General features: G+C 59.7%; 23 protein-coding genes and 2 pseudogenes. 14 read left to right on the top strand and 11 right to left on the bottom strand.

Annotated elements, in window-relative coordinates; translation table 11 throughout:
• The first annotated feature begins 16 nt into the window (after positions 1–16).
• The 3 genes and pseudogenes from ACQZ6J_RS25205 (at position 17) to ACQZ6J_RS25195 (ending at position 3,170) form a co-directional block, all read left to right on the top strand.
• Positions 17–811, top strand: coding sequence for a hypothetical protein (locus ACQZ6J_RS25205; protein ID WP_449086123.1), 795 nt, complete (start codon positions 17–19; stop codon positions 809–811).
• Positions 808–2,304, top strand: coding sequence for a sugar ABC transporter ATP-binding protein (locus ACQZ6J_RS25200; RefSeq protein WP_449086122.1), 1,497 nt, complete (start codon positions 808–810; stop codon positions 2,302–2,304). Before ACQZ6J_RS25205 ends, ACQZ6J_RS25200 begins: the two co-directional genes overlap by 4 nt.
• Positions 2,304–3,170: pseudogene (locus ACQZ6J_RS25195) on the top strand (hydroxymethylglutaryl-CoA lyase). The gene ACQZ6J_RS25200 and the pseudogene ACQZ6J_RS25195 overlap by 1 nt, the downstream one beginning before the upstream one ends.
• Here ACQZ6J_RS25195 and ACQZ6J_RS25190 read toward each other — a convergent pair.
• Positions 3,150–4,124 carry a LysR substrate-binding domain-containing protein gene (locus tag ACQZ6J_RS25190; protein ID WP_449086121.1) on the bottom strand — a complete coding sequence of 325 codons (975 nt, stop codon included), beginning with the start codon at positions 4,122–4,124 and terminating at the stop codon, positions 3,150–3,152. The pseudogene ACQZ6J_RS25195 and the gene ACQZ6J_RS25190 overlap by 21 nt on opposite strands.
• A gap of 108 nt (positions 4,125–4,232) precedes the next feature.
• On the opposite strand from ACQZ6J_RS25190, the gene ACQZ6J_RS25185 reads away from it, so the two are divergent.
• The 5 genes and pseudogenes from ACQZ6J_RS25185 to ACQZ6J_RS25165 all read left to right on the top strand — a co-directional run bounded on the left by ACQZ6J_RS25185 (position 4,233) and on the right by ACQZ6J_RS25165 (position 9,169).
• A complete protein-coding gene (locus ACQZ6J_RS25185) occupies positions 4,233–5,135 on the top strand; it encodes a hypothetical protein (RefSeq protein WP_449086120.1) in 903 nt (300 codons plus the stop codon).
• Positions 5,135–5,500 (top strand): annotated as a pseudogene (locus ACQZ6J_RS25180) (DUF2891 family protein); the annotation flags it as partial. The gene ACQZ6J_RS25185 and the pseudogene ACQZ6J_RS25180, both read left to right, overlap by 1 nt.
• A 107-nt stretch (positions 5,501–5,607) precedes the next feature.
• On the top strand, positions 5,608–7,260 hold the full coding sequence (locus ACQZ6J_RS25175; RefSeq protein ID WP_449086119.1) for a transposase: 1,653 nt from the start codon (positions 5,608–5,610) through the stop codon (positions 7,258–7,260).
• Between the two features lie 53 nt (positions 7,261–7,313).
• Positions 7,314–8,144 carry a TniB family NTP-binding protein gene (locus ACQZ6J_RS25170; RefSeq protein WP_449086118.1) on the top strand — a complete coding sequence of 277 codons (831 nt, stop codon included), beginning with the start codon at positions 7,314–7,316 and terminating at the stop codon, positions 8,142–8,144.
• Positions 8,141–9,169, top strand: a complete 1,029-nt coding sequence (locus ACQZ6J_RS25165; RefSeq protein WP_449086117.1) for a TniQ family protein — start codon at positions 8,141–8,143, stop codon at positions 9,167–9,169. The genes ACQZ6J_RS25170 and ACQZ6J_RS25165 overlap by 4 nt, the downstream gene beginning before the upstream one ends.
• A 32-nt stretch (positions 9,170–9,201) precedes the next feature.
• Here the strand turns inward: ACQZ6J_RS25165 and ACQZ6J_RS25160 are convergent, their stop codons facing one another.
• The 5 genes from ACQZ6J_RS25160 to ACQZ6J_RS25140 form a co-directional block, all read right to left on the bottom strand.
• Positions 9,202–10,719, bottom strand: coding sequence for a DUF1254 domain-containing protein (locus ACQZ6J_RS25160; RefSeq protein WP_449086116.1), 1,518 nt, complete (start codon positions 10,717–10,719; stop codon positions 9,202–9,204).
• Between the two features lie 64 nt (positions 10,720–10,783).
• Positions 10,784–12,250, bottom strand: coding sequence for a DUF1254 domain-containing protein (locus tag ACQZ6J_RS25155; RefSeq protein WP_449086115.1), 1,467 nt, complete (start codon positions 12,248–12,250; stop codon positions 10,784–10,786).
• A gap of 105 nt (positions 12,251–12,355) precedes the next feature.
• A complete protein-coding gene (locus tag ACQZ6J_RS25150; RefSeq protein WP_449086145.1) occupies positions 12,356–13,102 on the bottom strand; it encodes a hypothetical protein in 747 nt (248 codons plus the stop codon).
• A 111-nt stretch (positions 13,103–13,213) separates the two neighbouring features.
• Positions 13,214–14,218: a haloacid dehalogenase-like hydrolase gene (locus ACQZ6J_RS25145; RefSeq protein WP_449086114.1), complete on the bottom strand. Its 1,005-nt coding sequence runs from the start codon at positions 14,216–14,218 to the stop codon at positions 13,214–13,216.
• Between the two features lies 1 nt (position 14,219).
• Positions 14,220–14,741, bottom strand: a complete 522-nt coding sequence (locus ACQZ6J_RS25140) for a hypothetical protein (protein ID WP_449086113.1) — start codon at positions 14,739–14,741, stop codon at positions 14,220–14,222.
• A 315-nt stretch (positions 14,742–15,056) separates the two neighbouring features.
• Between ACQZ6J_RS25140 and ACQZ6J_RS25135 the strand changes: the two genes are divergently transcribed.
• Entirely contained in the window at positions 15,057–16,268 is a 1,212-nt protein-coding gene (locus tag ACQZ6J_RS25135; protein ID WP_449086112.1) for an alpha/beta hydrolase, read from the top strand.
• Between the two features lie 105 nt (positions 16,269–16,373).
• On the opposite strand, the gene ACQZ6J_RS25130 is transcribed toward ACQZ6J_RS25135, so the two are convergent.
• Complete coding sequence (locus ACQZ6J_RS25130; RefSeq protein WP_449086111.1) at positions 16,374–18,074, bottom strand: tetratricopeptide repeat protein; 1,701 nt, start codon at positions 18,072–18,074, stop codon at positions 16,374–16,376.
• 119 nt (positions 18,075–18,193) lie between these two features.
• On the bottom strand, positions 18,194–18,424 hold the full coding sequence (locus tag ACQZ6J_RS25125) for a hypothetical protein (RefSeq protein ID WP_449086110.1): 231 nt from the start codon (positions 18,422–18,424) through the stop codon (positions 18,194–18,196).
• 273 nt (positions 18,425–18,697) lie between these two features.
• On the opposite strand from ACQZ6J_RS25125, the gene ACQZ6J_RS25120 reads away from it, so the two are divergent.
• The 5 genes from ACQZ6J_RS25120 to ACQZ6J_RS25100 all read left to right on the top strand — a co-directional run bounded on the left by ACQZ6J_RS25120 (position 18,698) and on the right by ACQZ6J_RS25100 (position 22,468).
• Positions 18,698–19,468, top strand: a complete 771-nt coding sequence (locus ACQZ6J_RS25120) for a hypothetical protein (RefSeq protein WP_449086109.1) — start codon at positions 18,698–18,700, stop codon at positions 19,466–19,468.
• 70 nt (positions 19,469–19,538) lie between these two features.
• Entirely contained in the window at positions 19,539–20,642 is a 1,104-nt protein-coding gene (locus ACQZ6J_RS25115; RefSeq protein ID WP_449086108.1) for a hypothetical protein, read from the top strand.
• Between the two features lie 12 nt (positions 20,643–20,654).
• Positions 20,655–21,500: a DUF2092 domain-containing protein gene (locus tag ACQZ6J_RS25110; protein WP_449086107.1), complete on the top strand. Its 846-nt coding sequence runs from the start codon at positions 20,655–20,657 to the stop codon at positions 21,498–21,500.
• The gene (locus ACQZ6J_RS25105; RefSeq protein WP_449086106.1) at positions 21,497–22,114 is read left to right on the top strand and encodes a hypothetical protein; all 618 of its coding nucleotides are present in this window, start codon (positions 21,497–21,499) and stop codon (positions 22,112–22,114) included. Before ACQZ6J_RS25110 ends, ACQZ6J_RS25105 begins: the two co-directional genes overlap by 4 nt.
• A 45-nt stretch (positions 22,115–22,159) precedes the next feature.
• Positions 22,160–22,468 (top strand): DUF982 domain-containing protein, encoded by a 309-nt coding sequence (locus tag ACQZ6J_RS25100; RefSeq protein WP_449086105.1) that lies wholly within the window; start codon positions 22,160–22,162, stop codon positions 22,466–22,468.
• Positions 22,469–22,898: 430 nt separating this feature from the next.
• On the opposite strand, the gene ACQZ6J_RS25095 is transcribed toward ACQZ6J_RS25100, so the two are convergent.
• From ACQZ6J_RS25095 to scpB, 3 genes are all read right to left on the bottom strand, one after another.
• Complete coding sequence (locus ACQZ6J_RS25095) at positions 22,899–23,942, bottom strand: helix-turn-helix transcriptional regulator (RefSeq protein ID WP_449086104.1); 1,044 nt, start codon at positions 23,940–23,942, stop codon at positions 22,899–22,901.
• A gap of 134 nt (positions 23,943–24,076) precedes the next feature.
• A complete protein-coding gene (locus ACQZ6J_RS25090) occupies positions 24,077–24,892 on the bottom strand; it encodes a helix-turn-helix domain-containing protein (protein WP_449086103.1) in 816 nt (271 codons plus the stop codon).
• A 108-nt stretch (positions 24,893–25,000) separates the two neighbouring features.
• A complete protein-coding gene (gene scpB, locus ACQZ6J_RS25085) occupies positions 25,001–25,696 on the bottom strand; it encodes an SMC-Scp complex subunit ScpB (RefSeq protein WP_449086102.1) in 696 nt (231 codons plus the stop codon).
• Between the last annotated feature and the right edge of the window lie 8 nt (positions 25,697–25,704).

The raw sequence follows: 25,704 nt of genomic DNA, 5'->3' as shown, positions 1-25,704 counted from the left end.
CCACCTTTGTCTAAATATGACCCTGAGAAATGCCCCGAAGGCTCCCTCGGGCGATTATCGGCAGCTCGATCTGCAGCGCCAATGCACCGCCTGCATCACTGCCGGCCTGTTCGACTGCGAGAACGCGTTGCTGCTCGCAGTCGGTTCGTGCCAGCACCCGATGTCCGACTGGAAGCGCGACCTGATGAGCCATGGTGCCACGGGCCAGGTCATCCGCCACGACCTCTCGACTGGAAAGACCGATGTCGTGCAGGGCGGACTGGCTTTTCCCTACGGCCTCGCCCGCTCGCCCGGTGGCGGCGTCGCTGCGACGGAAAGCTGGCGGCATCGGGTCGCCGCCATCGGCCCAGGCGCGACGCCCCGCACCCTACTCGGCGAACTGCCCGCCTACCCTGCCCGGCTAGCTGCAGCATCCGATGGCGGCTATTGGCTGGCGCTGTTCGCGCCGCGCCGTCAGCTGACCGAACTCGTTCTGAGCGAAGACGACTACCGGATGGAGATGATGGCGACCATATCGCCCGAGGCATGGATCGGCCCCGACTTTACCGACGGTTGCGACGAAGAGCAGCCGCTGCAATCGGGCTCCGTACGGCAGATGGGAGTAATGAAGCCATGGGCGCCGTCGCGCGCCTATGGCATGGTCGCCCGGCTCAACAGCAGGATGGAGCCGGTGGCCGGCTATCATTCCCGCGCCGACGGCAAGATCCATGGCATCGCGTCCGTGGCCGAATTCGAAGGCTCGCTCTACGCGGCCTCGCGCGGTGCGGGCACGCTTGTCCGGCTCGACCTGGTAGCAGGGGCAAGGCCATGACCGATATCGTCGAATTCCGCAACGCCACCAAGGAATTCCGCAGCGTCGCGGCCTTCCAGAACGTCAGTTTCACGCTGCGCAAAGGCGAGGTGCATGCGCTGCTGGGTGAAAGCGGTGCGGGCAAGTCGACGCTGTCAAAGGTGCTGGCCGGGCTCTATCCGCTGACGGCGGGTGAGATGCTGGTCGAGGGCGAGCCGCGCAGCTTCACCTCGCCGGGCGATGCGCTGTCATACGACGTCGCCATGGTCTTTCAGGAAACCAATCTTATCCCGGCGATGACCGTGGCGCAGAACCTCTTCCTCGGCGAGGAGAATTTCTTCAACCGCCTGCGCGGCGTCAACATCCGGGCGCAGCAGCAATTGCAGCGGCTGAGCTTCCATGTCGAGTCGACGGCGCTCGTCTCCTCGCTCGGCGCCGCCGAGAAGCAGATGGTCGAAATCGCACGAGCCGTGCAGCATAACGCCCGCATCTTCATTTTCGACGAGCCGACGGCGACGCTGACACCAGAGGAAAAGCAGCATTTCTTCGCGCTTGTCGAGCGACTGAAGGCCGATGGCAGCTCGATCATCTTCATCAGCCACGCGCTCGAGGAAGCCCTGGCGATCGCCGACCGCATCTCGATCCTGCGCGACGGCGAGCTCGTCGTCACCGACGATGTCAGGAATTTCACCCGCGACCGGATCGTGCAGGCCATGGTCGGCCGCCAGCTGAAGGACGAGCTCTACGACAAGGCGAAGCGGCGCGTTGCCCGGCCGCCCGGCCGAAAGGTATTGGCGCTGGAGAACGTCTCGATGGGCCAGGTGGTGCGCAGCGCCACCATGTCGGTCTTCGCCGGCCAAATCACCGGCATGTTCGGCCTGGTCGGAGCCGGCCGCACCGAGATGATGAAGATCGTCGCCGGCGTGCTGAAGCGGGATTTCTTCCACGGCGGGCGCATCAAGCTCAATGGCGAGACCGTGCGCTTCAACGTGCCGCGCAGCGCCGTCAACAACCGCATCGCCTATATCACCGAAGACCACAAGCTCGACGGCCTGTTCGACACGATGGGCATCGCCCAGAATATTTTTTACGGCAAGCTGGTGAAGCGCGGCAATCCGGCCTCGGTCGTCACTCTGTCACAAGCGCGGCGCGAGTCGGCCGAGTGGATCGAGCGGCTGCACATCCGCACCATTCGCCAGAATGCCAAGGTCGTTGAACTCTCCGGTGGCAACCAGCAGAAGGTGGTGATTGCCAAGAGCCTGATCCCGGCGCCGGAACTGATCATCTTCGACGAGCCGACGCGCGGCGTCGACGTCGGTGCCATCGCCGAGATCCACGAAATGCTCCAGGAGCTGGCCGATTCCGGCGCAGCTGTTGTCGTCATTTCCTCTTATCTTCCGGAAATCCTCGCCATTTCCGATCGCATCCTGGTTGCGCGCCAGGGCCGTATCGTCGAGGAAATGGCGATCGAGGACGCCACCGAGGAGAAGATCATGTATGCGGCGGGGCATTGATGGAGGAAGATCGCAACGTCATTATCGTCGAGGTTGGTCGGCGCGACGGTCTGCAGAATGAAAAGGGCGTGATCTCGGCGGATGACAAGCTCGAATTGATCCGCCTGCTCGCCGACGCGGATTTCAACCGCATCGAGGCGACGGCATTCGTGTCGCCGAATTGGGTGCCGCAGATGGCCGATCACGATGAGGTCATGCGCATTGCAGTGCGGCGGCCAAGCCTGGTGCTCTCCGCCCTCATCCCCAACGAGAAGGGCGCACGCGCAACCATTACTGCCGGCGCCCAAGAGCTGGCCGTCTTCGCCAGCGCCTCGGAAGCCTTCGCACAGAAAAACACCAACTGCACGATCGCCGAGAGCATCGAGCGTTTTCAACCTGTTCTTTCGCTGGCGGGAGAGCATGGCTTGCCGGTGCGTGGCTATGTCTCCTGCGCCCTGGATTGTCCCTAGGAAGGTCTGATCGAGCCTTCGGCCGTCCGATATGTCGCGGAACGCCTGCTGGAGATTGGCTGCCGAGAGATTGCCGTCGCCGACACGATCGGTCGGGCTATGCCGGAGCGGGTCGATATCATGCTCTCGACCGTATGCAAATCCATCCCCGCGAAAAACATCGCCTGCCACTTCCACGACACGTCCGGCCAAGCGCTATCCAATGTCGATGTGGCGCTCGACTACGGTATCCGCATCTTCGACAGCGCCGTTGGCGGCCTTGGCGGATGTCCCTACGCGCCGGGCGCCGCTGGCAATCGTGCGACCGGCCGGCTTGCGCGACACCTGTCAGATCTTGGCTATCATCATGGCATAGATCGCGCCGCACTTGACCACGCTGAGACATTTGCCAGGACGTTAACCGATCACGCCAAATGATTCCGAAATTTGATTGGTTGCTTCGTCGGATGCTGCAAGAAGTGGTGCGACATGGGCGGCACGCTTGACTGTGTCGATCAGCCATCTCATCCCGCCATCCTCCGATGACCGGCGTGCATGAACAATGTCGATGGCGAAGTTCTGGATTTCGAACGGCGGACGATGGATCGAAATTCCTGCGTTGTCGACGAACAGGCAGGCAACCCTTTCGGCCATCGTCGCGATGAGGTCCGTTCCCGCTACCGCGAACGGTATCGCGACAATATGGGGAAGCGTGACGGCAATGCGCCTCTTCAGACCACGCTGGGAAAGAAGCGTATCGACGACACCTGGAATGCTATCTCCGCCCACCGCCGAAAACATGGCATGCGGCAAGCTCGCATAATCTTCGAGCGTCAGCCGGGACGCTTCTGCGTTGGAGCGATCGCTGATGCAGATGAAGCGTTCATCGAACAGCTTCTCGCGTACGCACAGTGAAGAGTCAGGAAGATGTCCCCCAATCAGTATATCAACATCACCACGCTCGAGCCTGGTGACCGCGCTCTTCCCATCGGTGATTGGTCGGACGACAAGATCGACGCCGGGCGCCTCCCTGCGAAGCAGGTGGACCAGCTTCGGCATCACGATCAAATCCCCGTAATCGGTCACCGCGATGGTAAAGCGTCTCTGTGAGAAAGCCGCGTCGAACGTCGCTTCCGGGGATAGGGCATTCCTGATCTGGCGGAGCGCCGACGCGATCGGTCGAGCCAATGCCATGGCCTTGTCGGTCGGCTGCATTCTTCCACCCGCACGTAAAAATAATTCGTCGTCGAACAAGTCGCGCAGTCTCTTAAGGACGTTGCTCATCGACGACTGCGCAAGGCCAATGCGATCGGCCGCACGCGTGACGTGGCGCTCTTCCATCATTGCTTCGAAGGCGACGAGCAAATTGAGATCGACCGATGCTAAATTCATAGAGGAAATAGTAATTATAGAAACTATCCATTTCAACGATCATTTGAAGTCCCGTACATTCGCCCAATGAACGCAGTTCCGGAAAACATCAGAATCAGGCTCGGGCGCGTGACACCTGGCGGGCCGGCGCTCCTGGTCCTCGGCGTCGTCGCGGGACTCGCCTGGCCGCAACTTGCGAACGCGGCCCGTCCCCTGATGCCGACGGCGATTTTCATCTTGGTCCTGGGGACCCTGCTTCGGGTTGATCGCCGTGAGTTCATGATCGCGTTCAGGAGACCGCATGTCTCCGTCTTCCTTCCACTTGTCGCCATGCTTGCCTGTCCTTTCGTCGCCGCCATTGCGACGCTAATCTTTGGGCCTGGTCCGGAACTCTCGGCCGCCATCATCCTGTCGGTCTCAGCCCCACCGTCCAGCGGGACCGCCGCAGTCGCACGCATGCTCGGACTGGACGCGACCCTTCCCTTCGCGGTGACGCTTTGGTCAATGGCAATCGCCCCACTCACCCTCCCCTTGATTGCAGTGTCGTGCGCTGGCATTGCGCTAGATCCGGTCGAACTGGCATCGAGGCTGGCGCTGATGATCGGTGGCGCGGGCGCCGTCGCGCTCCTGCTTCGGCGCTACGCGGACGCCCCACTTGCACGCAACGGCGGATTGATCGACAGATTTGTGTTGGTCGCTCTTTTGGTGTTTGCGGTTGCGACGATGGCGAATGTCACGGAACAGATCACGGTTCAGCCATTGACCAGCGCGACATACGTCGGACTGGCCTTCGCCATCAACCTTGCACTCCAATGCCTCGGGGCTATTCTTCAGCCCGGCACACTGCCGGAGCGGTTGAAGACGGGTCTCGTTCTCGGCAACCGCAATGTCGGGCTCGTCTGGGCCACCATCGGAGCAACGGTCTCTCCAGTCATTGCGCTGTTCTTCGCTGCGACCCAGCTCCCCATCTACATGATCCCGCGCCTGATCGAAGTTATTCTGCGGCGCGCAGACAAGGAGAAGGTCCTTTGATGACGACGCTCTTGACAAAAGAACTCGCCTCCCGTTTCGCGAGCATCGCACTCGGCCATGTCCGGCGAGAGTATCCCAACAAGCCGGACCATACTCTGGGCGGTCCCGCCGATGCCCAAACGCCGAGCGAGCTTCATCCGATTTTCTATGGCAGCTTCGATTGGCATTCCTGCGTCCACAGCTACTGGATGCTTGCCAGGCTGCTGCGCCGCTACCCCACCATGGATGTCGCGGAAAGGATCCGGACCCTGTTCGACGAGCAGTTCATCGCCGAGAAGGTGGCGGGGGAAATAGCCTATCTTGCCGACCCGTTGGCCGGAGGTTTCAAACGGCCTTATGGCTGGGGCTGGATGCTCAAGCTGGCTGTGGGTTTTACCTTCCTATTTCAATTTGGAAAATGTCATCCTTTCGTTAGGTTTAGCCGGTAAAAATCAAACAGTTTTCCGCTAACGATTTCAGCGAGAGCTGCCGTTTGCCAAAGCAATTGCGCGATCGATCACTAAAGGCGGCTCCGACGGTCACGGACGAGCAATGGTCGGCGGCGCGCCGTGCGGCCCGTGAATTGGACAAGGTTCTTGAAGACGGTGGTCCAAGACGGGAGGCCGTCGCTCGCGCCGCTGCCGAGCTGCGCCTGACCACCCGCCAAGTTTACAATCTGCTCGCACGCTATCGCACTGCGCGAACGGTAACAGCCTTGCTGCCGCGCACCCCCGAAAGGCGGCGCATGCGGCTTCCGGCCGAAACGGAGGCGATCATCAGCGCGACTCTGCGCGAGCAATGGCTGGTATTGGAAGCACCTCCACTTGCCCCCGTTATCGCCGAAATCCGGGCCCGCTGCGAGGAAGCCGATCTGGCTCCGCCTTCCTACGTTTCCATCGCTCGGCGTATTCCGGTACTGTTCGGACCTGAAGAAATCGCCCGAAAGCGATCAGCGAATCCAAAGCACCTGCTACGCCTGAAACCTCGACCGGGTTACATTCACGCAGCACACCCGCTGGACGTCTGTCAAATTGACCATACGCCGGCCGATATCAACTTCGTCGAGGTCGTTGACACAAGCGGGGTGTTTGTCGGTCGACCCTATCTGACGATCGTCACTGACGTTATGACGCGAGCGATCCTCGGCTTTTGCCTGACACTGGAAAAGCCCTCAGTCCTGTCTGTCGCACTTTGTCTCGCGCATGCGATATGCCCGAAGGAGGCCTGGCTTGCCGCACGAAACCTTGATCACCCATGGCCGATGTTCGGTCGGCCGCGGCAGCTGGTCACGGACTCGGCAAAAGAGTTCAAAGGGCATGCGTTCCAACGCGGCTGCGACGACTTTGGCATCCGGATTCGCTACCGTGATCGCGGTCGGGTACATCAGGGCGGCGTCGTTGAACGAGTCCTGGGTAAGCTCAACGCGGTTCTCGCCACCTATCCGGGGTCCTCCGGGCGATCGGTGGCCGATCGTGACGGATATCCTGCCGGGCAACATGCCCGGCTGAGTTTTGGGGATCTTGAGCGTTGCGTCGCTCTGGCCATAATCGATCACAATGTTCAGGAAAATTCCAAGACGCTGAAGGTGCCGATCACGGAATGGCTGGAGAATAGTAAGGGCCTGTCGCGCTTCGAGGACGACCCGCAACACGTGTTGTTGTCATTTCTGCCGGGAACGGAGAGACAATTGTCGCCGCAGGGCATCAGCGTGTTCGCCTTGCACTATTATGCATCATGGCTTGGCGTCCTCGTTCCGCAGCGCGACCGGCTTGGCAAACTGGAGATCCGATACGATCCTCGCGACATCAGCCACGTCTACGTAAGAGACCCGGAAACCCGGCAGTATCGGGCTGTTGAGCGGCGCGATGGTCGCCTGACCGCGCTGACGTTGTGGGAGTTTGAGGCTGAGCGCGCCCGCCGACGTACGGCAAACCACCGCTCGAACGTCGAACAGGTGGCGCTTCGCCGGGAAATCGCCAGCTTTGCGACGGCTGCAAAGCCTTCGAAAAGGCAACTCCGCGATGCCGTTCGCAGCGCGCATGCCGCCGCGGCGGTAAAGCCCCATGCTGCCATGCAGCCGCAAGAGCCGGCGATCGCCGGCCATTCGGTCCGTCAGAAACGCACTTTGCCGGTCGAAGATTGGTAAACAGGTATGGCGACCATCTCCTCGACCATGCGCGCTCCTATCTGGATCGTGACATGGAAGAACGCGTCGCCTATGTCCGTGCTTCGCGATGGATCGGACATCAGGTGGCGCAACACGCTCATCGGCGGTTGGAGGACTTGCTATCGCGACCACCATCGTTGCGCACGCAGGGTCTAATGCTGGTCGGACCGTACGCCAATGGCAAGACGATGATTGCCGAGCGGTTCGCTGTCGAACATCTCAGGCGCTCGACCGAACAAAGAATATGGATGATCCAGACGCGCGAGGGCGCTGGGCTCGGACACTTTTATGGCAGCATTCTCCAAGCGTTGCGAGCGCCTGGCAGCAACCTTCACAACATCGGGCGCAAGGCCGAGCAACTCGATCACCTGCTGGCCACCCTTAAACCGAAAATTCTGATTTTTGACGAGTTCCACAATGCGCTGCGCGGACGCACGCGCGACGTCGAAGCTGTCTTCGCCTTCCTGCGGCGGATCGGACGCCAGTACGATATTTCCCCGGTGTTGATTGGCGAGGTGGCCGTCTACGACTTCATCAACGCCACCAGCGAGATGGCGAGCCGGTTTGACTTTTGCGCCGTTCGGCGATGGCAATATGGCGAAGAGTATCTGATGCTCCTCGACAGCCTGGAAGCGGCCTTACCCTTAAAACGGGTTTCCGATTTGTCCGATGAACGGTTGGCGCGACGCATATTCAACCTGTCGGAGGGATTGATCGGCGAGACGGTCGCCATCGTCACGAAGGCGGTCATCGCCGCGATAAACTCGGGTGCGGAACGTATCACCAAGGCCAGTCTGGACGAACTGCGCTATTTACCGATCTCGCAGCGGCGCAATGCCACCCTGCGTGAAAGCCTCCTGTGACAACCCTCGACGGCGGGCCGACGATCGCCATCCGCGCGCGATACGATGACGTCGTTTCGGACCGATGGCCGGTCTTCGTCCAACCTCAGCCCGGCGAATTGCTCTCAAGCTGGGTACATCGGCTTGCTTTCGCGAACGGCATTGCCCCTCGGCCATTTGGCCGTGTGCTCGGCTTCAGCGCCGGAATGTGGTCTCCATCCCTCGACATGAATTTCCAGAGCGACGCCGTTAACATCCTCAGCGCGCACACCAATATCTCCCAGCCGCAACTTTTCACGATGTCCCTGAAGGGATCGCCGCTGAAGCGCCTGCTCCTTCCGCTGCGCGATGATGGACGCCGGCGCAGTTCTGCTTGGCTGCAATACTGCCCGCAATGTCTGGCGGACGACGCCCACCCGTATTTTCGCCGGCAATGGCGCTTGGCGACAAGAATCTCTTGCCCCCATCATCGATGTGGATTGCGTGATCGATGCCCGTCTTGTCGCAATCGCATTGCAGCTTACAAACAGGTTGAACTCGTCCCACAGCATTTTTGTGTCACCTGCGGGTTCGATCTGCGGCGGGCCTCGAAGATTTTTGTCAGTCCATCCGTACGGTCGCTGGACCTGAGTATTCACGATATCTGCAGGCTGGAGGCAATCACCGGCTCGCTGCTCAACGGTCGTCTTATCCGACGCCTGCTGGCCGTTCCCGAGTTTTGCAGCCAATATCCGTCGGCTTCTCTCGCCAACCTGTCCACCTCAGCACGCATTCGATGTTTCGTACGCCTCACGATGCGACCGAATGACTGGCTCATAGAGGATGACGATGCTGTGGTCACGCTTTGGCGACGGTCCATCCTGTCGGCGGATGGACATGCTTCATTGATCGGGTTGCTTGCGCATGCCCTCGAGCGAAAGAGGCTACGACTTGGTCCAAAAAAGCGCCAACAACCGACAACTGAGCTTTCCAACTTGCTGACAGCCTACCTTCGCATGATGGAAAATCCTCGACGCCAGTCCGCTCTTACGGGGCCGGCGATTTGAGCACTTCTCGCCCTCTGACTGCTCGAGCCGGTTTACCCGGCACGCTGCACAGCCGGCGGCGTCCACGAGCCTTCGATCACGGCAGTTTTCGGCCAGTAAGCGCGGACGTAAAGCGAGAAGTCTTCCCCTCTTGGCGCCGGCAGCCAGTTGTCGCGTTGCCCGGCTGGCGGCGCATCGGCCTGCACGTAGAACGTCAACGAGCCGTCCTCTCCAAACTTCAGCGTCTTGTTCTTGGTCCCCAGCGAATACCGTTTGATCTCGTTCGGTGAGAAAAAGTGGTGCTGGTTGTAGAGCGTCAGCGACCAGAAACCATCGACCGGCGGCGTCTGATCCTTCGCGAACGTGATGGTATAGCGATTGGCACCGTTCAGCCGTGTGCCCGAGGCATCGAGGTCCTGATAGAAATATTTCGTTTCGTTCGGCGCATTGACAAGGATATTGGATTTCGCCACGGCCGTACGGGTGAAATAGTCCGTGCCAAAGGCGGCTTCGTTGGAAATCGTGCTCCAGTGGTGCGGGAGCTGCTGACCCCAATTGCGAAACTCGAACAGCGGCGCCACCAACTCCGTATCGGCCTCCGTCGCCCCCGATGTCATGGCCGCCTTGATCGCCGGATCGTTCTTTGCAGCTTCGAGCACGGCAAGCACCTGCGCATAGTGCGCCTCCTCGCCAGGTAAGGGCGGGGCGTCGGCAAGAACGGCAGGCAACGTATCGACGAAGGATTCCGGCGGCACCCATTTCACTTCCTGTTCTCCTGTCGCCGAGTTCGGCAGTTTCTTGATCGTGCTCCAGTCTATCTCCTTCATCCGTCCGTCGTATTCAGCAAGCGGATACATCAGAATCTGGCGCAGGACCGGCTGGATCGCCTTTCGATCTTCCGCCGTGTCGTCCATGAAAATGCGCGGCGCGACCATGCCGGTGTTGGTCGAGGATCGAAAGACCTTGCTGATGCCTTTCGGGATATCGCCCTGCCAGTCGGGACCGACCAGCAGATAGAAGCCCGGCGTGGTGCCGTACATTTTTCCAAGCTGAGCGAAGCTATCGGTGCGCAGGTCGACCATCTGGTAAACCCAGAAGCGCTCGCCAAAATCGGGCACCTGAACGACGACGGGGGAGCGCTCGAGACCGAGCGAGCCGACGCCATAGACCACGTCCTGGTTGGGGCAGGCAACGAGACGTTCGTCGGCGGCAACATAGTCCGTCAGCATGCCGACCCGGTTGACCGGTGCTGCCGGCACAGGTCCGGAATAGGCAAGCTCCTTCGACTGTTCTGCTCCACGCCGCTTGTTAAAGATGTTGACCATCGGCCACGCCCAGAAGAAGGCGTCGCGGGCGACATGGGCCGCGTAGGCCTCCGTGATCTTGACCCTCGTATCGGGTGCGAGCGGAAGAGCCCGCGCCCATTCTGGAGACGGCGGCAAGGGCTGCGGGTTGAGCGACGAGGTCTCCGCGTGCGCCGACGGCGTTAAGCCGCCTGTCAAAACCGAGACGGTCGCAAGGGTGGTTGCGCCGAGCAGAACGGACCTGCGGTCGAGATTTACGTTGGTCATCGTGCGATCTCCGGGTTGATGGGTCATGCTTCGTCCGCCAGAGGCGGACATTTCTGTCTGCAAATTATTGTGCAGTGGCTTTCTCGACGTCCGGCAGCACCCATGTCTTTTCGAACAGCTCTTTCTTCGGGCCGTAGAGGCGAAACAGCAGCTCGAAGCCGCGCTCGCGGTCGGTCGGTACCCAGTTCGCTTCTTTGCCGGCAGGCGCCTCTGGGCCAAAATATATGTCGACCGAGCCGTCAGCGTTTTTCTGCACCTCGCTCGCATTCGAGGCGCGGCTCGCCCGCGAAAGATTCTTGATCAGCGCGTGGGTCTGTCGGTCGTACGCAGTCACCGACCAGTACTGTTCCACGGGAACGTTCGGCGGCACGTGCAGCCGATAGGTCTTGGCGCCGTCCAGCGCCCCGCCATCCCTATCTTTGCTGGCGATCAGGTAAGTCTGCGCCGTCCCGAGGCGCTTGATGCCGATATATCCAATACTATAGGTGAGCGCCCGGGCGTCGACGGGATATATGTCCGCCTCGGCGTAGCCGGATGATCCAGCCTGCACAAGCGCCGGGAAGGCGGGCACAGCCCAGCGCGATCCGGGAAAGAAACGCGGAAACCCGGCATCATACATCTGATCTATGACGTCCCGCGCTTCGGCGCCCGCGCTATCAAGGGTGGATATCGTTGTCGCATCGGGGTTGAACGGCTTACCCTTCTCGATGCCGATCGTCTTCAACTGATCGATCATCGCCTTGTCGCGGGTCAGCCACGGCTCGCTCTGCACGACGCGGTCGAGCGACTGGAAGAACCTGATGTCGTAGGGAATGGTCGAATCGTAGAGGACATCCTTTGCATCGGTAAACTTCGTCTCCGGCGGGTTGGCCGCTTGCGACAGCGGGTAGACCTTGAGTCGCTTTCCGTAAGCGACAGCTTTGGCAATGTCGGCATCGCCGTGACTGGCGAGATTTGATCGAAATAGCGCGTACCCTCCGAACGTTTCGGAGTGAACAGCAATGTAGCCTTCGGGGATCCGGTCCTTATAGTTCGGCGGCAGGATCAGATATTTGCCCCCTGCCCCTTTGTCGGCGCCGTAGGGGCCGGCATCTTCCAGCGGCATCTGCCAGACGGTGTCGATGTTGGCGGCGAAAGAACCACCGTCGGCTGGTGGGACATCGATGACGATCGGGCCAGCGGTTTTTGTGTCAAAGAAGATCATCAGATAGATCGCGTCGGGATTGGGTGTCAGCGTCTGGTTCTTCCAGTCGGCAGGCCGCGACCAGAAGACGATCTCGTTTTGCTTCGCTGACGTTTTTTTGAGCATCTCCTGAAGCATCAAGTCGTAGTTGACGGCGGGCATGCCCCATATGACCGCCTCGACGGCGCGCCGAGCAGTCTGCCTGATCGTGGCATCTTTATAAGACAGATTTTTGCTGGTATCGGATGACTGCGCAGATGCGTTAGAAGCGGACACCAGGCACAAGGCGGCCGACATCGTTAAGCCGAGCAAGGCAGCGCGGCGCCTAATCCTGAGATGATTGACCATTGTTTCCTCCTGGCGGTTGTACGTTTCATCGTGGCGTTTGAACACGGGTTGCGACCTGGCGTGTGATCGCGTCGGCAGAGCGGCCTTACTGGGACAGATTCGATGCTAAAAGTGGAAGACAAGACCAAGTATCGGACCATGCTCAACGATGTCCGTCGTCATGCTGCCGTTCGAATAATCGACGCCAAGCGCCCGGTAGCCGACCACAGCCGAAACGGACTCCTTCCATTTGTAGCCGATGCCCGCCATCACGTCCCAGTCGAGGTCTGCGCCGCCCGCACCGATCAGGGCCGTTCCCGTCAGATAAACGGTCGGCGTAAGCGAATAGACCCCTCGGAGCCCGGCCATGCCGTCGACCCATGTTGCATCGTCGCGAGCGGACGCTCCACCCAGCGGGCCGCCGCTGAACGAGATAGTCGTCTCTGTCGACCAAAGCTTGGCGCCGCCAATGACGTCCAGGCTTCCCTGCTGGTCCTCAAGGACCGTGTACCCTAGCCCCAGGAAGGCCGTAAAGGTTTCCTGCTTGAGGTTGACCTTGTCAGCGAATACGCCGCGCGGGGTGGCGGAGTCCGACGTGATCCGGGCATAGGAAATATCGGTCAATACGGAAAAGTTGCCATATCGGGCGTCACCTGCAGCGGCGAAGCCAAAGTCGAAATCCTTGAGGATGTCGCCAAAGCTCTGTTCGGAATGAACTGCGGGCAGCCCGAACACGCCGCTATCGCCACTGATTCCGGCGACCCAGAAATAAGGTGAGAATGAAAACGTCAATCTGTCGGGATCTCGCTCCTCCGGCCTGGGCGCGGTGACGGGGAGAGCATCGGCGGCGTAGACTTGTCCGGAGCAAGCCATCAAAGCCAGGACGATCAAAGCAGTCGGTTTTATACGCCGATCCCCAGAGAGCCCAATGGCGGTTTTCAGCTTGTCGCGTATCGTGAATTCTGCGGTTGTCATCTTCATCTCCTACTTCGCAGGACCGACAATGGCATTCCAATCGGATCGCATGCTGACGACGTGAAAGCCGTATTTCTGCGCTGCATTGATCGAATAATCGTCCGACTCCGAGTAGGTGTATTCTCGGGCTTCGTCATCGTGGTTGATCAGAAGCTGCAGGCTTGGTCCGTCCTGGTCTTTTGACCAACGCATCATCGCGATGTCGCCGCGCCCGCCCTCGTTGCCGCCGATCACGACCGGCCGCTTGCCAATCGCAAGACCAATACCGACGGCCTTTCCGGATCCATCATTGTACCTGTCGATCGAGCCGTCGAAGACGAGGACGGTCTTCCCGTTACGCTCGTCAAGCTTCAGGCCGGCATTGCTTCCGATTACCCGCTCTGGCGGGATACCGAACATTTCCACCGACAGCGCGCGGGTGATAAGGATCGGGCTGCCGCTTGATATCCAGTTTTGAAAGCCGTTCGCCGCAAGCAGCGCCAGCAACTCTCGCATCGGCTGGTAGACGGCGCGCGCGTATGGCACCTTGAATTTCGGGTGGATCTGCTTTTCCAGCAAAGGCTTGACGTTATCGACGATCTCCTCGGTCGTCTTGCCGTCCGTGGACACTGCAATAAGGTCCAGGATGCCCTGCTCTCCGAGCGCATGGAGGCCCTCTTCATCGCCCTTTAGAAGGGCTGCGACAGCCGGCTTTTCGCCGAGGAATGGCCTTTTGGCAACCGCCTGTCTGATGTCGTCGAGCACGGGGATGAGGGCGATTGGCACCGGCTTTTCAGGCGCAAGCGTCCCGTCCATGTCGAAAACGGCGATGCGATCGACAGGCGCCACAAACCCCGCACTTCCTTCACGCGCCGAGTTGGCTACGAAGTCGAGAATTGCCTGCTTGACCGGTGTGTTGTTCCAGGACGGCAATGGGTCGTCTTGCCCGAAAGCGCCTCCGGCCATCGTCGAAATCAGAAAAATGACACCGGCGCCGGTGGCAACAAACCACCCAAGAAACCCTCTCGAATGCATCTCAGGTCTCCAGTAAATTGAGCTTGCGCTGCTGGGCAGCTTTGAGCGCCTGATCCAATGAGGCAAACATCGACACGACGCCGATGAAATAGACGGCGATGAACAGTCCCTGGCCGAGAAGCCAGATGTTTTTGGCAAGTGCGATCGGCGAATAGTAGTAGCCTGGCCAGAGGGCGTCGAAGACGAAGTAGCCGGCATAGCCGATCGCAAAGACCCCAAAGAGGCCGATGTTGCTGAGCCAGAGCGACCACGCTCCGCCGGAGCCTGTATGTCGCTCCTGTGTAACTCGGGCCGCGACCATCTGCGTTAGCCCCAGGGCGACCATTCCCAGGCCGCCGGCCTGGATGGCCGCAACTGAGAGCGTCCAGGGGCAGGCCCACCAGAGTGTTATGTTTTGCATGAACACAACGCCTGTCGGCCACCGGGCTCCGACGCAGTAATGGGCGACGATCCCGAACGTGAGGAAGATGCCGAAGATGAAGAAACCCAGTCCGCATCTGGTAAAGCGTGCGCCGAGTATCATTTCAACGACTCCTCAATCCCGAACAAAGTAGCGAAGTGAACGCCGTACACCGAAAGAGAAACCCTTGGATGGTGCGCCGACGCCTATGGTGACTTTGTTCGGTCATGGTCGTCATTCTGTCGATCACCACTGTGATCCTCCAAAGCATGCGCCGCTCCTGTACCCCGCTCTGCCTCGAATTGTGATTAGTCCGGCGAGAATAGGAAGGATGTTACGGTAACGCCGACGCAGATCGGTCGAATGTTACCGTAACATTCTGGGCTCGCCCGTGAGCTCCGTTAAGACTGGCGGCAACAGCACGAGACGGGGGCGACGATGAAGAGGTTAAGCGCGGCGGCGTTGATGCTATGTCTTGCGGGATGCGGGCACCCAAGCGGCGTCATGATCCCGATTGCATCGACGGCTGCCATGGCGAACACGTCGAAGGTCGATATGCTGGTTGCGACTACGCGGCAGCCGTCCGGCGATCCGGCAACTCTATTCAATGGCGAGCGCAGCCCCGAGCCGCACTTCACTGACATCGCGGTCTCCCTCCCGCCGATCCGAAGGTCGGGTGAGGTCCAGTGGCCGCGGCGATTGCCGCCTGACCCTGCCAAGGATTTCGCGGTGACCCGTGTCCGCCAGATCGAGACCCGTGCGGACGGTCGCACGTGGTTTCGTCAGCATATCGAAGATGGCCACGCGCTGGTCTTCGTGCATGGCTTCAATAACTCCTATGAGGATAGCGTCTTCCGCCTGGCGCAGATCGCTCATGACAGCGGCATGCGTGCGACGCCGATCCTGTTCACCTGGCCGTCTCGGGCGCAGCTCACGGCGTATGAGTACGACAAGGAAAGCACGAACTATTCGCGCACTGCTCTGGAACAGTCGCTGCGCGTGCTGGCTCAGGATCCTGACGTCAAGGACATCACCGTTCTGGCGCATTCCATGGGGACTTGGCTGGCGATGGAATCGCTGCGACAGATGGGAATAAGGGACGGCCATGTGAGTACCAAGATCCACAACGTCATCCTCGCCTCGCCGGATATCGACATCCAGGTGTTTGCAAAGCAGTTCGTCGAGATGGGCGAACCACGGCCGAAGTTCACCATCTTCGTGTCGCAGGACGACCGGGCGCTGGCAGTCTCGAGCTTTATCACCGGCAATGTCTCGCGTCTTGGTGCCATCGACCCTTCGAAGGAACCCTATCGAAGCCGGCTGGAAAAGGCCGGCGTCACCGCGATCGACCTCACCAAGGTGAAGACCGGCGACAGCTTGCATCACGGCAAGTTCGCCGAAAGCCCGGAGATCGTTCAACTGATCGGCCAGCGACTTATGACCGGCCAGACGCTGACGGATTCCAATATCACCATTGGTGAAGGCGTCGCCGCGGTTGTCGGCGGAACGGTTCGCACCGTTGGCACCGTGGCAGGCGCCGTTGCCGCCGCGCCATTGACGATCGCCGATCCATCCAGCGATCGCAAAAGGCCTCGCGACGTCACCGATAGCTTCCAAACGCACACAAAGTCGGAGCCGCTTGGCCAGTAAGCGTCGCCAGTTCCCGTCAACCAAGATCCGCGATCGGATGACGTGTCAGGCGCGTCATCCAAACAGCGATTATAAGTGGTTGGCGGCCAAGCGTGAGTTCAAATCCTACATCGCAGCGATAACATCGCCGGTGATTTGCACTCCGGCAGCTTGCAGCCCGGCGGTCAGAGCCTTGACAAGATCCGGTGTCAAACGGCGAGCACTGAGACTTCCTGCGAGCGCCTTATCGAAGCCTGGTTCCTGTGCTTTCAAGTTTGCGTAGCGAACACGGGCCTCCTCAGCGTCGATGTGCGCCGTCGCCGCAATGCGTATCGCGCGAACGAGGATATCGCCGCAATTGACCTGCGCAGCATAACGGGCCGATGCGGCAAAGTCGCCCCGACGATATGCTTCGAGCGACAGGGTCAGGACCGCCGCGCGCGGCGGATTTTCCGACGCGGAAGCGTTCATTGCCAATGCGGTCGCGTCGGACCAGCGTCCAGCGTAAGCGAAAAACAGGCCGACTTTTGCGGTCAACTCTATACTGTCAGGATTGAGGACCATCGCTCGTCTGCCAGTTTCCAGGGCGACGTCGGTTTGACCGGCAGCGAACTGGGCAAACATCAGGGCCGTTTCCGCACGTTCGGAGCCTGGCGCGATGAGGACTCCGGTGCTGGCCAATCCGAGCGCTTCGTCCACCGCCTTGTGATCGCTACCGTTGGGGCGAGAGACGACAAGGAACCTCGCCAGTGTGGCTTTCGCATCGGCATCTGTCGGATCTCTTGCCACACTCGCACGCAGGCATGTTTCCAAACCCGGGAGGTCGTCGAACATGCCCTCGTCCATGATGTTCTCAGCACGCAAGACACAGGCATTTCCTAAAGCGCCCTGCGCGGCCAATCCGGCTTCGAGACGATTAATGACCCCGCGTGTGGAGGCAATGTCGCTTGCCAGATCTGCGACCAGTCTGTCGCGCACCGCGCGGCCGTCGCTCGCCTTCGCTGGAACCCTTTCGATCCCCGCCTTCAGGATCTCGCCGTTGCGACCGTCTGAGACTTGCCACCAGATGCTAGGCCCTTCATCATCGTTGCGATATTTGAGATCGACGCGGTAGGTGGCCGTCGCAGCGTCTGGGCGGCCGCGTCCATCGATAATCCGAAGCGTTTGAAACTGCGACAACGCCGCCATCAGATCATCGAACGTTCTTTCTGCCTCACTCTTCAATGCTTCCTCGCCTGTCGTCATTGCTAAGGCGACACCCGGCTTTTCGGTCATCGGTGCAACCGGAACTGAGGAAGTCGGGGGAAACATCAAGGTGAAGAACGCAGCCGTGGCAGCCACGGCGACAGCGACAAGCCAACCCTGACGCCGAACTCTTCCCGAAACCTTCGGCACGTCATCTCCGACCGGGGAACCGACCGTGGCCGCTTCATCGGCATTAGGAACGAGGTCGTCCCCACCACCGTCGATGCGATTGAAGCGAGGAATGTATCGCCCTTTGGGCAGATCGATCCGAAGTCTGCCAGGTTCACCATGTGCCTGGTAATATTGATCGAGGCCAGTTCTCAGACGATTGGCCTCAATGCGCACGATTGGGTCGTTCTGTCCATCGAAACTGTCGGGCCGGCCGAAAACATCGATGGCGATGATGTAGGACTTTACGCCAGCACTTCCGTGCTTGTATCGCGCGTCCGTGATGTAGCGGAGGAAGTTGCGGTTTCTCTCCGCCATCTTGAAACGCGGATCGGCAAGTAGCCGTTCGAGTTCCGCCCTGGCTTCGCTCTCTGGAACACCGTCGAGCTCGACCTCGGACTGGCCATTCTCCATCGCACGTCCCCCTCATCACCAACGCGAGCGATTAGACCTTTGACGAGACACGACTACACTACGGATGGTTGAATGTCGAACACCTAAATAACCAAGGTGAACGAATGGGACGCTCGCGCTCAGTTTTGGGACGGGCGATCAGCATCGAGGCAAAGCGAGATCACATCCGCTTCGATGTCCAGGCAAATCGCGCCGTATTCTGCGAGTAAAGCATGGTCGGGGTGGGCGTCAGCGCGAAGGCGTTCAAGGGTCGAGGAAGCATCCTCATAGGCCTCGAAGAGATTGCATATCGTTGGCTGGCGAATTTCAACAAGCTGCAGGGTCCCTCTGAGCCGGGGGAGCCGCAGCATCAATCTCAGCCTGCCTCGTGACTGCGGTCCGTCCGTGCCCAACCGCCAATCCCTTCATGATCGTTGAGGATTGAAGGGTTCAGCATGCACCTGTTGCTGCTCAGATGGAAGCGCGTAACGGTAAATCGAAATTTTCCATATGTAACATGTCCGTCGTTACTCCGGTCGTTACCGTAACGAAACTCACATCGATTGCAAAAATGTGGCCTGTTGCGTCTCTCGACACGGAGATCGCAGATGAAGGGTTTCGCGAAAACAATCTTGATGGCTTCGATGGCAGTTCTGACGGGTCATCTGGCCATCGCTCAGGAGATTGACGCCACAACGGAAGCCAACAATCCCCTGACGCCCAAGATCAGTGTCAATTTCCAAGACTACTACGTCCCCAGCTTCGTAAACACGCCGGGAGACCCGCAGGCAAACCAATTCTTAATCCGCGGCCTGATCCCCTCCGACATGTGGGGCCTACCGCAACTCTTTCGTTTCACCCTTCCGATCGCAACTTCTCCAGACGTTCCGACCGGATACGTCACGGGTCTGGGCGATCTCACGCTCACCGATCTCTTTGTTCTGCCAAAAAAGGGCGATGTCACGTTCGCGGCAGGACCGGTTTTCGTCATACCGACGGCGACCGACGAACAGCTTGGCAGCGGCAAATGGCAGATCGGCGGATCCGGCGTCGTCGTTGCGCCGCAGAGCTGGGGCCTGGTCGGGGCCTTCGCGACATACCAGACTTCGTTCGCTGGCGTGTCCGATCGCGACGACGTCAGCCTGTTGACCTTCCAACCGATCGTCAACATCAACCTCACTGACGGCTTCTATCTGCGTTCGACTGCGACCTGGAACTTCAATCTCGAAAGCGGCAACTCCTACATCCCTGTCGGCCTCGGGATCGGAAAGGTCTTTCAGCTCGACAAGGGTATCACCATGAATGCCTTCATAGAGCCGCAGTATACCGTCTGGCACGACGGACCAGGGGCACCACGCTGGCAAATCTTCGCCGGCCTTAATTTCCAGTTCCCGATCCATAAAGCGGCCGACTGAAATGGATAGCGACCAGGCCGCCAGCGCAGCGCCTCGCCGGCCTCCACCGGCGGTTCTGTCCCTCTCGCTCATGGATTCCGCGCCTTTCTCGCGGGTAATGGTTGGTTTGGGTTTGCGGTCTCATACGAGGCGAATAAGCGCCCTCGTCACGACGTCGTTTGGCGTTCCGCTGCTGCTTCTTCTGTTCGCTGCCGACATTCGCCATGTCACCAGCTTTCTGACCGACTGGGGCGTGATCTCGAAATTCCTCGTCGGCACGATGCTTCTGGCGATCGCCGACCGACCCATCACGAGGTCTCAATCCAGCTGCGCAGAAATCCTGATCCTTGTCCCGATCGTTGCCTCGGTGTCGGCAAGAGATGCTACGGCCGCGATCGATCGCGCCGAGGCGAAGGCTTCCGCCCTTCTCCCGGAACTCGCCTGCGTTGCTCTTGCCGCTACAGCCTCAGTCGCTAACGCCCGTCACGTCCTGGCCGGCAACGACCCTGCCTGGGCTGCCGGCGAGACCGGTGCGGTGATCGTTGCAATCTGGTGTATCGCCGTCAGCAACACGCTCTTCTGGTTTCTCTTTACGAGGGTCATCTGGAAACATCTGATCTGGACTGAGTTGATGTTCGCGCTTGCGCGGTGCCCTCTGCGCTTGGTGGCTTCTCATCCAGACGGGCGAGGAGGCCTCGGATTTGTCGGCGCCTATCCATCGGGGTATTGGCCGTTCATTCTTTCCGCGGGGTGCGTCACGGCGTCTGCCGTCGGCCATGCCCTGCAACACCAGTCGGTTACTCCGGCCACATTCACGATCGTCTGCGGCGTCTGGCTTGCATTCGTCGCTGGCTTTTTCGGTGCGCCGACCGCCAGCCTGGCAGTTCAGGTTCACCACTTCAAGTCAGATATGCTTCGTCGCTGCTTGGAACCGCTCGTCCTGTCTTTGCAAGCAGCCGAGCGCAATGTCCTTGATGGCGACGCAGCCTCAGACATCGATGAAGAGGGTAAGGCAAGCGCAGAAGAGGTTTCGGCCCTTTACAAAGCCGCATTGAAGCTCTCCCCGGTTCTGTTCGATCGACATGACCTTCTCTCGGTCTTTGTCCCTGCCCTTTTGCCGATGCTGCTCGTCGGAGGAAGCTTTCTTTCCTTTGCTCAGCTTGGCCCCATCGCCAAGCGCCTGTTGTTTTTTTGAAGGAGTATGCCAATGCGGTTTGTTCCGAATGATCACACGTCCCTTGCGGCCCGACGCAGAACGATCGTATTCGCTCTCCATCCGGATCTCGAACGGCATAAGCAGATACTAACCACAGTCGCCGCGCTGGCGGTTGCGCTCTTACTCGGTTTGGGGACTGCTCTTCCGGTACAAGCACAAGACGGGCCGTCGATTGAGCCAGCCTCGATCGACGCGCTCAAGCGAATGGGCGATCATCTGCAGTCGCTGAAGACGTTCAGCCTTCAGGCAGTGACGACCACGGAAGTGGTGCTCGATGACGATCAGAAACTGGAAATCGGTGGCACTGCGACCTACGAGGTTCGGCGGCCGGACCGATTGCGGATCGACCTTGCGACGGACTCAGTCCATGGCGAATTCGTCTACGACGGAAAAACGATTATCTACGCTTCGCCCGACGACAAGGTTTACGCTCAAGTCCCCACCGCGGCCACAATCAAGGATACGCTTGAGGAGGCAGCTCAGAAATATAATCTCACTTTTCCGCTCGCCGATCTCTTCTCCTGGGGCACCCCCGATGCGCCGATAGATCTGATCAGACAGGGGTTTTTCGTCGGACATGCCTTCGTCGATGGCAAGGAAACAGATCACTGGGCTTACCGCGGCGTCGACCAGGATGCCGAGATCTGGATTGCCACCGAAGGAAGTCCGCTCCCACTGAAAATCTCTCTCGTCGACCGCGAGGACACGACCCGTCCGCGGATCACCTCCATCCTGAAGTGGACGGAAAACGCCACGATCAACGACGATCAATTCCAGTACACGCCACCTGAAGGCGCCGCGAAGATCCGGTTCCTCGGCGGGGAGGACAAGAAATGAGATATGCCCGGGTCTTCTTCAGCGGTCTGCTTGCCACTGTCCTTATCTTGCCGGACATCGCCGAAGCGCGTGGCGGCTTTGGCGGTCGCATGCCGCGCATGAACTTTGGCGGTGGCGGCATGCACGCGGGCGGGTTTCATCCATCGGGCGGTGCGTTCCGAGGCTTCAATGCGCCGACCCATCTTGCGCCGCGCGTTCATCCGCCGGTGGCGCCGCATCCACCCCACCATCCGCCGGCGCCGCGGCCGCGCCCGAACCCATCAGGCCATCATCCTCACCCACCGGTCCCGGGTCCGCATCCACATCCGGGCCCACACCCGCCTGGTCCCCATCCCGGCCCGCATCCCGGACCCCATCCTGGTCCTCACCCTCCGGGGCCACCGCATCCGCCCCCGCCACCCGGTCCCTACTGGCCGGGATACTGGGGCCCCGGCCCTGTGGTTCTGGGCGCCGCAACCGCAGTTGCGATCGGCACGGTCATCGCAACCGTTCCGCCCGAATGCGTCGCTGTCGTGGTAAACGGCATTTCGTACCGGGATTGCAACGGACGCTGGTTCGAACCGCGTTACGACGGCCACATCGTCGTCTATGTCGCAGTCGCCGACCCCAGATGATCTGAAGTGGAGCACAGCCGCTTGCAAAAAGCCGGGGGATACGGAATGATCTCCCGGTCTTCTCACGCTTACAGTCAGCCCGCCATGAGTGAGCCAACCCCTTACGAGCAACCCTGGCCCGACCCTGTCGATGTCGATCTTCCGGGAAAGGGGAGAATGCGGGTCGCAAACACCCGTGAAGCCGTCGATTGCCTCTGCGAACACTGGCCACGGGAGGACATCAGCAACGAGTACGACACAGCGCTACGCATCTGCCTCGATGTCTACGAAGGGAAAGAACCGGCGTCAGCGGCGCGAGAAGCGGTTTGGATGGCGGCAACGAACGCCGGCCTGCTCGTCACATCAGATCGTTAGCGACCAGCCGGCGCATAGGGTCTGAGTTCGAGAGATGCGTCATCTCCACTTCGCCGCAAGACCAGCCGTGACAACGTGTTGTGCTCGCGGGAATAGTGCCGGTCGAGTGCCACCGCGAGACGGGCAAGCTCGATCCGCACGATCGGATCCTCCCTTACTTCGAAGCCGGGCTCTCTTCCAAATACCTCCACAGCGGCGGTTCGCGGACAGAATGCGTTGCTCCTTTCGATGAAGTGGAGCAGCGCCTTACTTCGCTCGCTGATGTCCGCGACTAGGCGAAGACGCTCGACCTCTTGCCGCAACTGCTTTAGGGTCCATCCTGACGACATGACGACGCCCTTGAACAAAACTGGAGCGAGTATTTTAGCAGAATCGCATTGGTTCAAAACGGTGTTATTCGTCCCAAAAACGGTGCGTGTGTTCCGGCCTCCTAGGGAGCAAGGTCAAGAAGCCATCTGCCAAACGACCCATCGGTAACGCTGCTCGCCCGATATTGCTTGGATTGATGCAGCTGAAGACCATGGGCGTCTCGAGGCGCATAGCCGAAGCGCCGCCTGAAGGATTTGGTGAATTCTTCAGGGGACGAAAAGCCGTAGGCTTCGGCGACGGCGTAGACGGTCTTTCGAGTGCGGTCGTCAGAGAGCGCTGCATGGCTTGCAAGCAGACGCTGCTCCCTGATCTCGGCAGCCACACCGCCTTTACCCTCGAAGAGCCGGTAAAGGCTCGAACGGGAGACGCCGAGAAATCTGCAGACCTCATCCGGCGACAGTGACGGCGAACAGACGTTCGACCTGATGTAGCGGCGTGCGCGTTCGAGCAGCGTCGCCGAAATTGCCTCGCTGGCGCCGACGATACCGTCCCTCGATGGTGCAAGACAGCAACCGATCATCGCTTTCACAGCATCGCATAGCTCGGGGATCTGATGCTCGCGTATCTGGGGAAGTTGCCGCTCCAGGGAGAAGAGGAAATCCGAAAGTAGCATCACAAACGGGTCGGACGCGCTATGGCAGCGGAAAGCATCGATAGCATCAGCTTTGCGCGCAAACATGTCACGCGGCACGTAGACAAGGAACATTCCGCCACCAGCCACCTCGCCGCTGATCGGTTTACGCAGTGACCGCATGGCGACGCCACCACGGGGCACGCGAACGACCGTGCCGTTTATCTCCGAAACGGAATACCCCGTCCTGTTGACCGCGACGATCCAGTGATCGACATTGAGCCGGCTGATACCCGGCGCTCGGACCCTGTAGGACATCGGTTCGAAGTTCGAACTTGAGAACACAAAATTGCTGAGATTGTACGAGGTGGTCTCTCCGATATAGCCGGGCTTTTCCTTCTGGACTTTGCTCAGTTCCAGCATCGGATTCGCAACTTCCTGCCAAGCGTCGAACTGATCCTTTTGCCGCAATTGCTTGGTTGAAAAACGAATTGTGCGGTGCTCGATTCCGTCGTCTTCTTGCTGAACGTCCATTGGCAGCTCTCCTGCACACGGAAGCATCGTTGCAGCCGCCAGCCCGCTGTCTCATCGCAGACCTGAAGACAAGGACATCCAGCGCGCTCTCAGACTGACGCTACCATGGCGTGAGCGGATTTCAAGCGTGAAATTCAATCACCTTGCGACCCCGTCGGATTGTCTCTCATCCCAATCAAGGCCATTTCAAAATCAAGAAAGGTTCTGACCCGGGTTAGTCGAGGATGACGTTTCCACGCCGCGACACCCGCCAAAATGACCGGGAGGGACTTTACCTCAATCGCTCTCTCGATCGTCTTCTGAAAGCTGACCAAGGCTTTGCGAGTGGCTGTCCCCGATCCGGATATCACCACTAGGTCTGGCTTTGTCGACGTGAGCATCGGTGAGAGTTCCTGAAGCGGCGGACCTTCTCCGACCCATATGGTCCGCCAGCCGTGTTCATGTAAGATGAGTTCCGCCAGTGAAAGCCCCATCGTATGTTGGTCTCCCGCTACAGAAAAGATCAAGGCCCTTCTCCGACCGGAAGTCGACGATATCTCATTGTCGCATAGCAAAAGCGCACGTCGCAGTGCCTCGCTAATAATGTGCTCTTCATAAACATTGCAATCGTCGATTTCCCAGCGATGGCCGAGTTCCTGAAGGGCTGACGAGACGAGCTCCGCCGTTGCGGCCCAGCTTCCAGTCTCGATCCTGGTGGATCGCAAGCGTTCCGCCAACTTGCCGGGGTCGCCATTTCGGAACACCTGTAACCAGTCATCAAGAAACGCCTCGCGTTCTGCCGATCGATCTTTTGTTTCTAGGCGTCGGATCTCCGATAAGGGCACACGACGATGACCGCCCCGCGTTTTCTCAGCAATCAGCACGCCCTTTTCGACCCAGCGCTGCAGCGTCGCCGGGGAAACCCTCAACCGTTTCGCGGCGTTACCGGCGGTGAGGTATTCGTCGTTCACAGGGTATCTCCAGGGCGAGCGCAAACGCTGTTGAGGATAATGACAATCGACACCATTAGACAATATCACCCGAGCAGAGAGCGGCCGGAAGCAGTCGCGGTCAGTCGATTAAGACGATTCATCCTCCGTGTCGGAGGTATCGAAATGGGAGGTAACATTATCCTTTTGCGCAATAAGTCCGGTCAGCAGGCCCGCATCCTCGAGCGCCTCGATGTTCGGCAGATCGCGTAGCGTCTCCATGCCGAAGGCAGAAAGAAAGTGCGGCGTCGTCACGTAGGTGTATGGCGCACCGGGTGTTGGGCTGCGCGGCCCGGAGCCGATGAAACCCGCGCTCCGCAAATTACCGATAACGTCGCGGCTGACCTCCTTGCCAAAAATCTTCGACAGTTCGCCGCGGGTTACCGGCTGGAAATATCCCACCGCCATCAGCACCATCGCCTCGAACTCCGACAGGGCTGCAGCGCCTCCCCTTGTCGGCGCTGAAGACGCGCGGATCGTCTCGGCGAACCGCGGCCGGGTCCGATGCTGCCAGCCACCGGCAACCGATACCAGCTCGTAGGGTCGGTCTCGCAGTTCCTCGACAAGATCGTCGATCAGCAGATCGATGCTGCAATCTCTTCCCACCACCCGCGCCAAAGTCTCGCGGCTGACCGGCTCGGCCGAGGCAAAGATGACCGCCTCGATCCGCTTCATCCATTCGCGCCAACGCAGCTCTGCTGGCAGGTCTTCGAGCTCGCGATCGTAGAGGACATCGTCTTGAGGATTCTTTTTGGCGTGGCGGCGTGCTTGTGGCGCTGCGCTCATCCCGGCCG

It is taken from the genome of Rhizobium sp. A37_96 (assembly GCF_053521765.1).
This window is presented reverse-complemented; position numbering and strand designations above follow the sequence as displayed.

Excerpts from the sequence above, each read along its gene's own strand:
- ACQZ6J_RS25140 (WP_449086113.1), bottom strand. The coding sequence starts at position 14,741 with ATGATACTCGGCGCACGCTTTACCAGATGCGGACTGGGTTTCTTCATC.
- ACQZ6J_RS25200 (WP_449086122.1), top strand. The coding sequence starts at position 808 with ATGACCGATATCGTCGAATTCCGCAACGCCACCAAGGAATTCCGCAGC.
- ACQZ6J_RS25130 (WP_449086111.1), bottom strand. The coding sequence starts at position 18,074 with ATGGAGAATGGCCAGTCCGAGGTCGAGCTCGACGGTGTTCCAGAGAGC.
- ACQZ6J_RS25205 (WP_449086123.1), top strand. The coding sequence starts at position 17 with ATGACCCTGAGAAATGCCCCGAAGGCTCCCTCGGGCGATTATCGGCAG.
- ACQZ6J_RS25095 (WP_449086104.1), bottom strand. The coding sequence starts at position 23,942 with ATGGACGTTCAGCAAGAAGACGACGGAATCGAGCACCGCACAATTCGT.
- ACQZ6J_RS25105 (WP_449086106.1), top strand. The coding sequence starts at position 21,497 with ATGAGATATGCCCGGGTCTTCTTCAGCGGTCTGCTTGCCACTGTCCTT.
- scpB (WP_449086102.1), bottom strand. The coding sequence starts at position 25,696 with ATGAGCGCAGCGCCACAAGCACGCCGCCACGCCAAAAAGAATCCTCAA.
- ACQZ6J_RS25155 (WP_449086115.1), bottom strand. The coding sequence starts at position 12,250 with ATGGTCAATCATCTCAGGATTAGGCGCCGCGCTGCCTTGCTCGGCTTA.
- ACQZ6J_RS25150 (WP_449086145.1), bottom strand. The coding sequence starts at position 13,102 with ATGGCTTGCTCCGGACAAGTCTACGCCGCCGATGCTCTCCCCGTCACC.
- ACQZ6J_RS25160 (WP_449086116.1), bottom strand. The coding sequence starts at position 10,719 with ATGACCAACGTAAATCTCGACCGCAGGTCCGTTCTGCTCGGCGCAACC.
- ACQZ6J_RS25100 (WP_449086105.1), top strand. The coding sequence starts at position 22,160 with ATGATCTCCCGGTCTTCTCACGCTTACAGTCAGCCCGCCATGAGTGAG.
- ACQZ6J_RS25190 (WP_449086121.1), bottom strand. The coding sequence starts at position 4,124 with ATGAATTTAGCATCGGTCGATCTCAATTTGCTCGTCGCCTTCGAAGCA.
- ACQZ6J_RS25135 (WP_449086112.1), top strand. The coding sequence starts at position 15,057 with ATGAAGAGGTTAAGCGCGGCGGCGTTGATGCTATGTCTTGCGGGATGC.
- ACQZ6J_RS25145 (WP_449086114.1), bottom strand. The coding sequence starts at position 14,218 with ATGCATTCGAGAGGGTTTCTTGGGTGGTTTGTTGCCACCGGCGCCGGT.
- ACQZ6J_RS25115 (WP_449086108.1), top strand. The coding sequence starts at position 19,539 with ATGGATTCCGCGCCTTTCTCGCGGGTAATGGTTGGTTTGGGTTTGCGG.
- ACQZ6J_RS25120 (WP_449086109.1), top strand. The coding sequence starts at position 18,698 with ATGGCAGTTCTGACGGGTCATCTGGCCATCGCTCAGGAGATTGACGCC.
- ACQZ6J_RS25125 (WP_449086110.1), bottom strand. The coding sequence starts at position 18,424 with ATGCTGCGGCTCCCCCGGCTCAGAGGGACCCTGCAGCTTGTTGAAATT.
- ACQZ6J_RS25170 (WP_449086118.1), top strand. The coding sequence starts at position 7,314 with ATGGAAGAACGCGTCGCCTATGTCCGTGCTTCGCGATGGATCGGACAT.
- ACQZ6J_RS25110 (WP_449086107.1), top strand. The coding sequence starts at position 20,655 with ATGCGGTTTGTTCCGAATGATCACACGTCCCTTGCGGCCCGACGCAGA.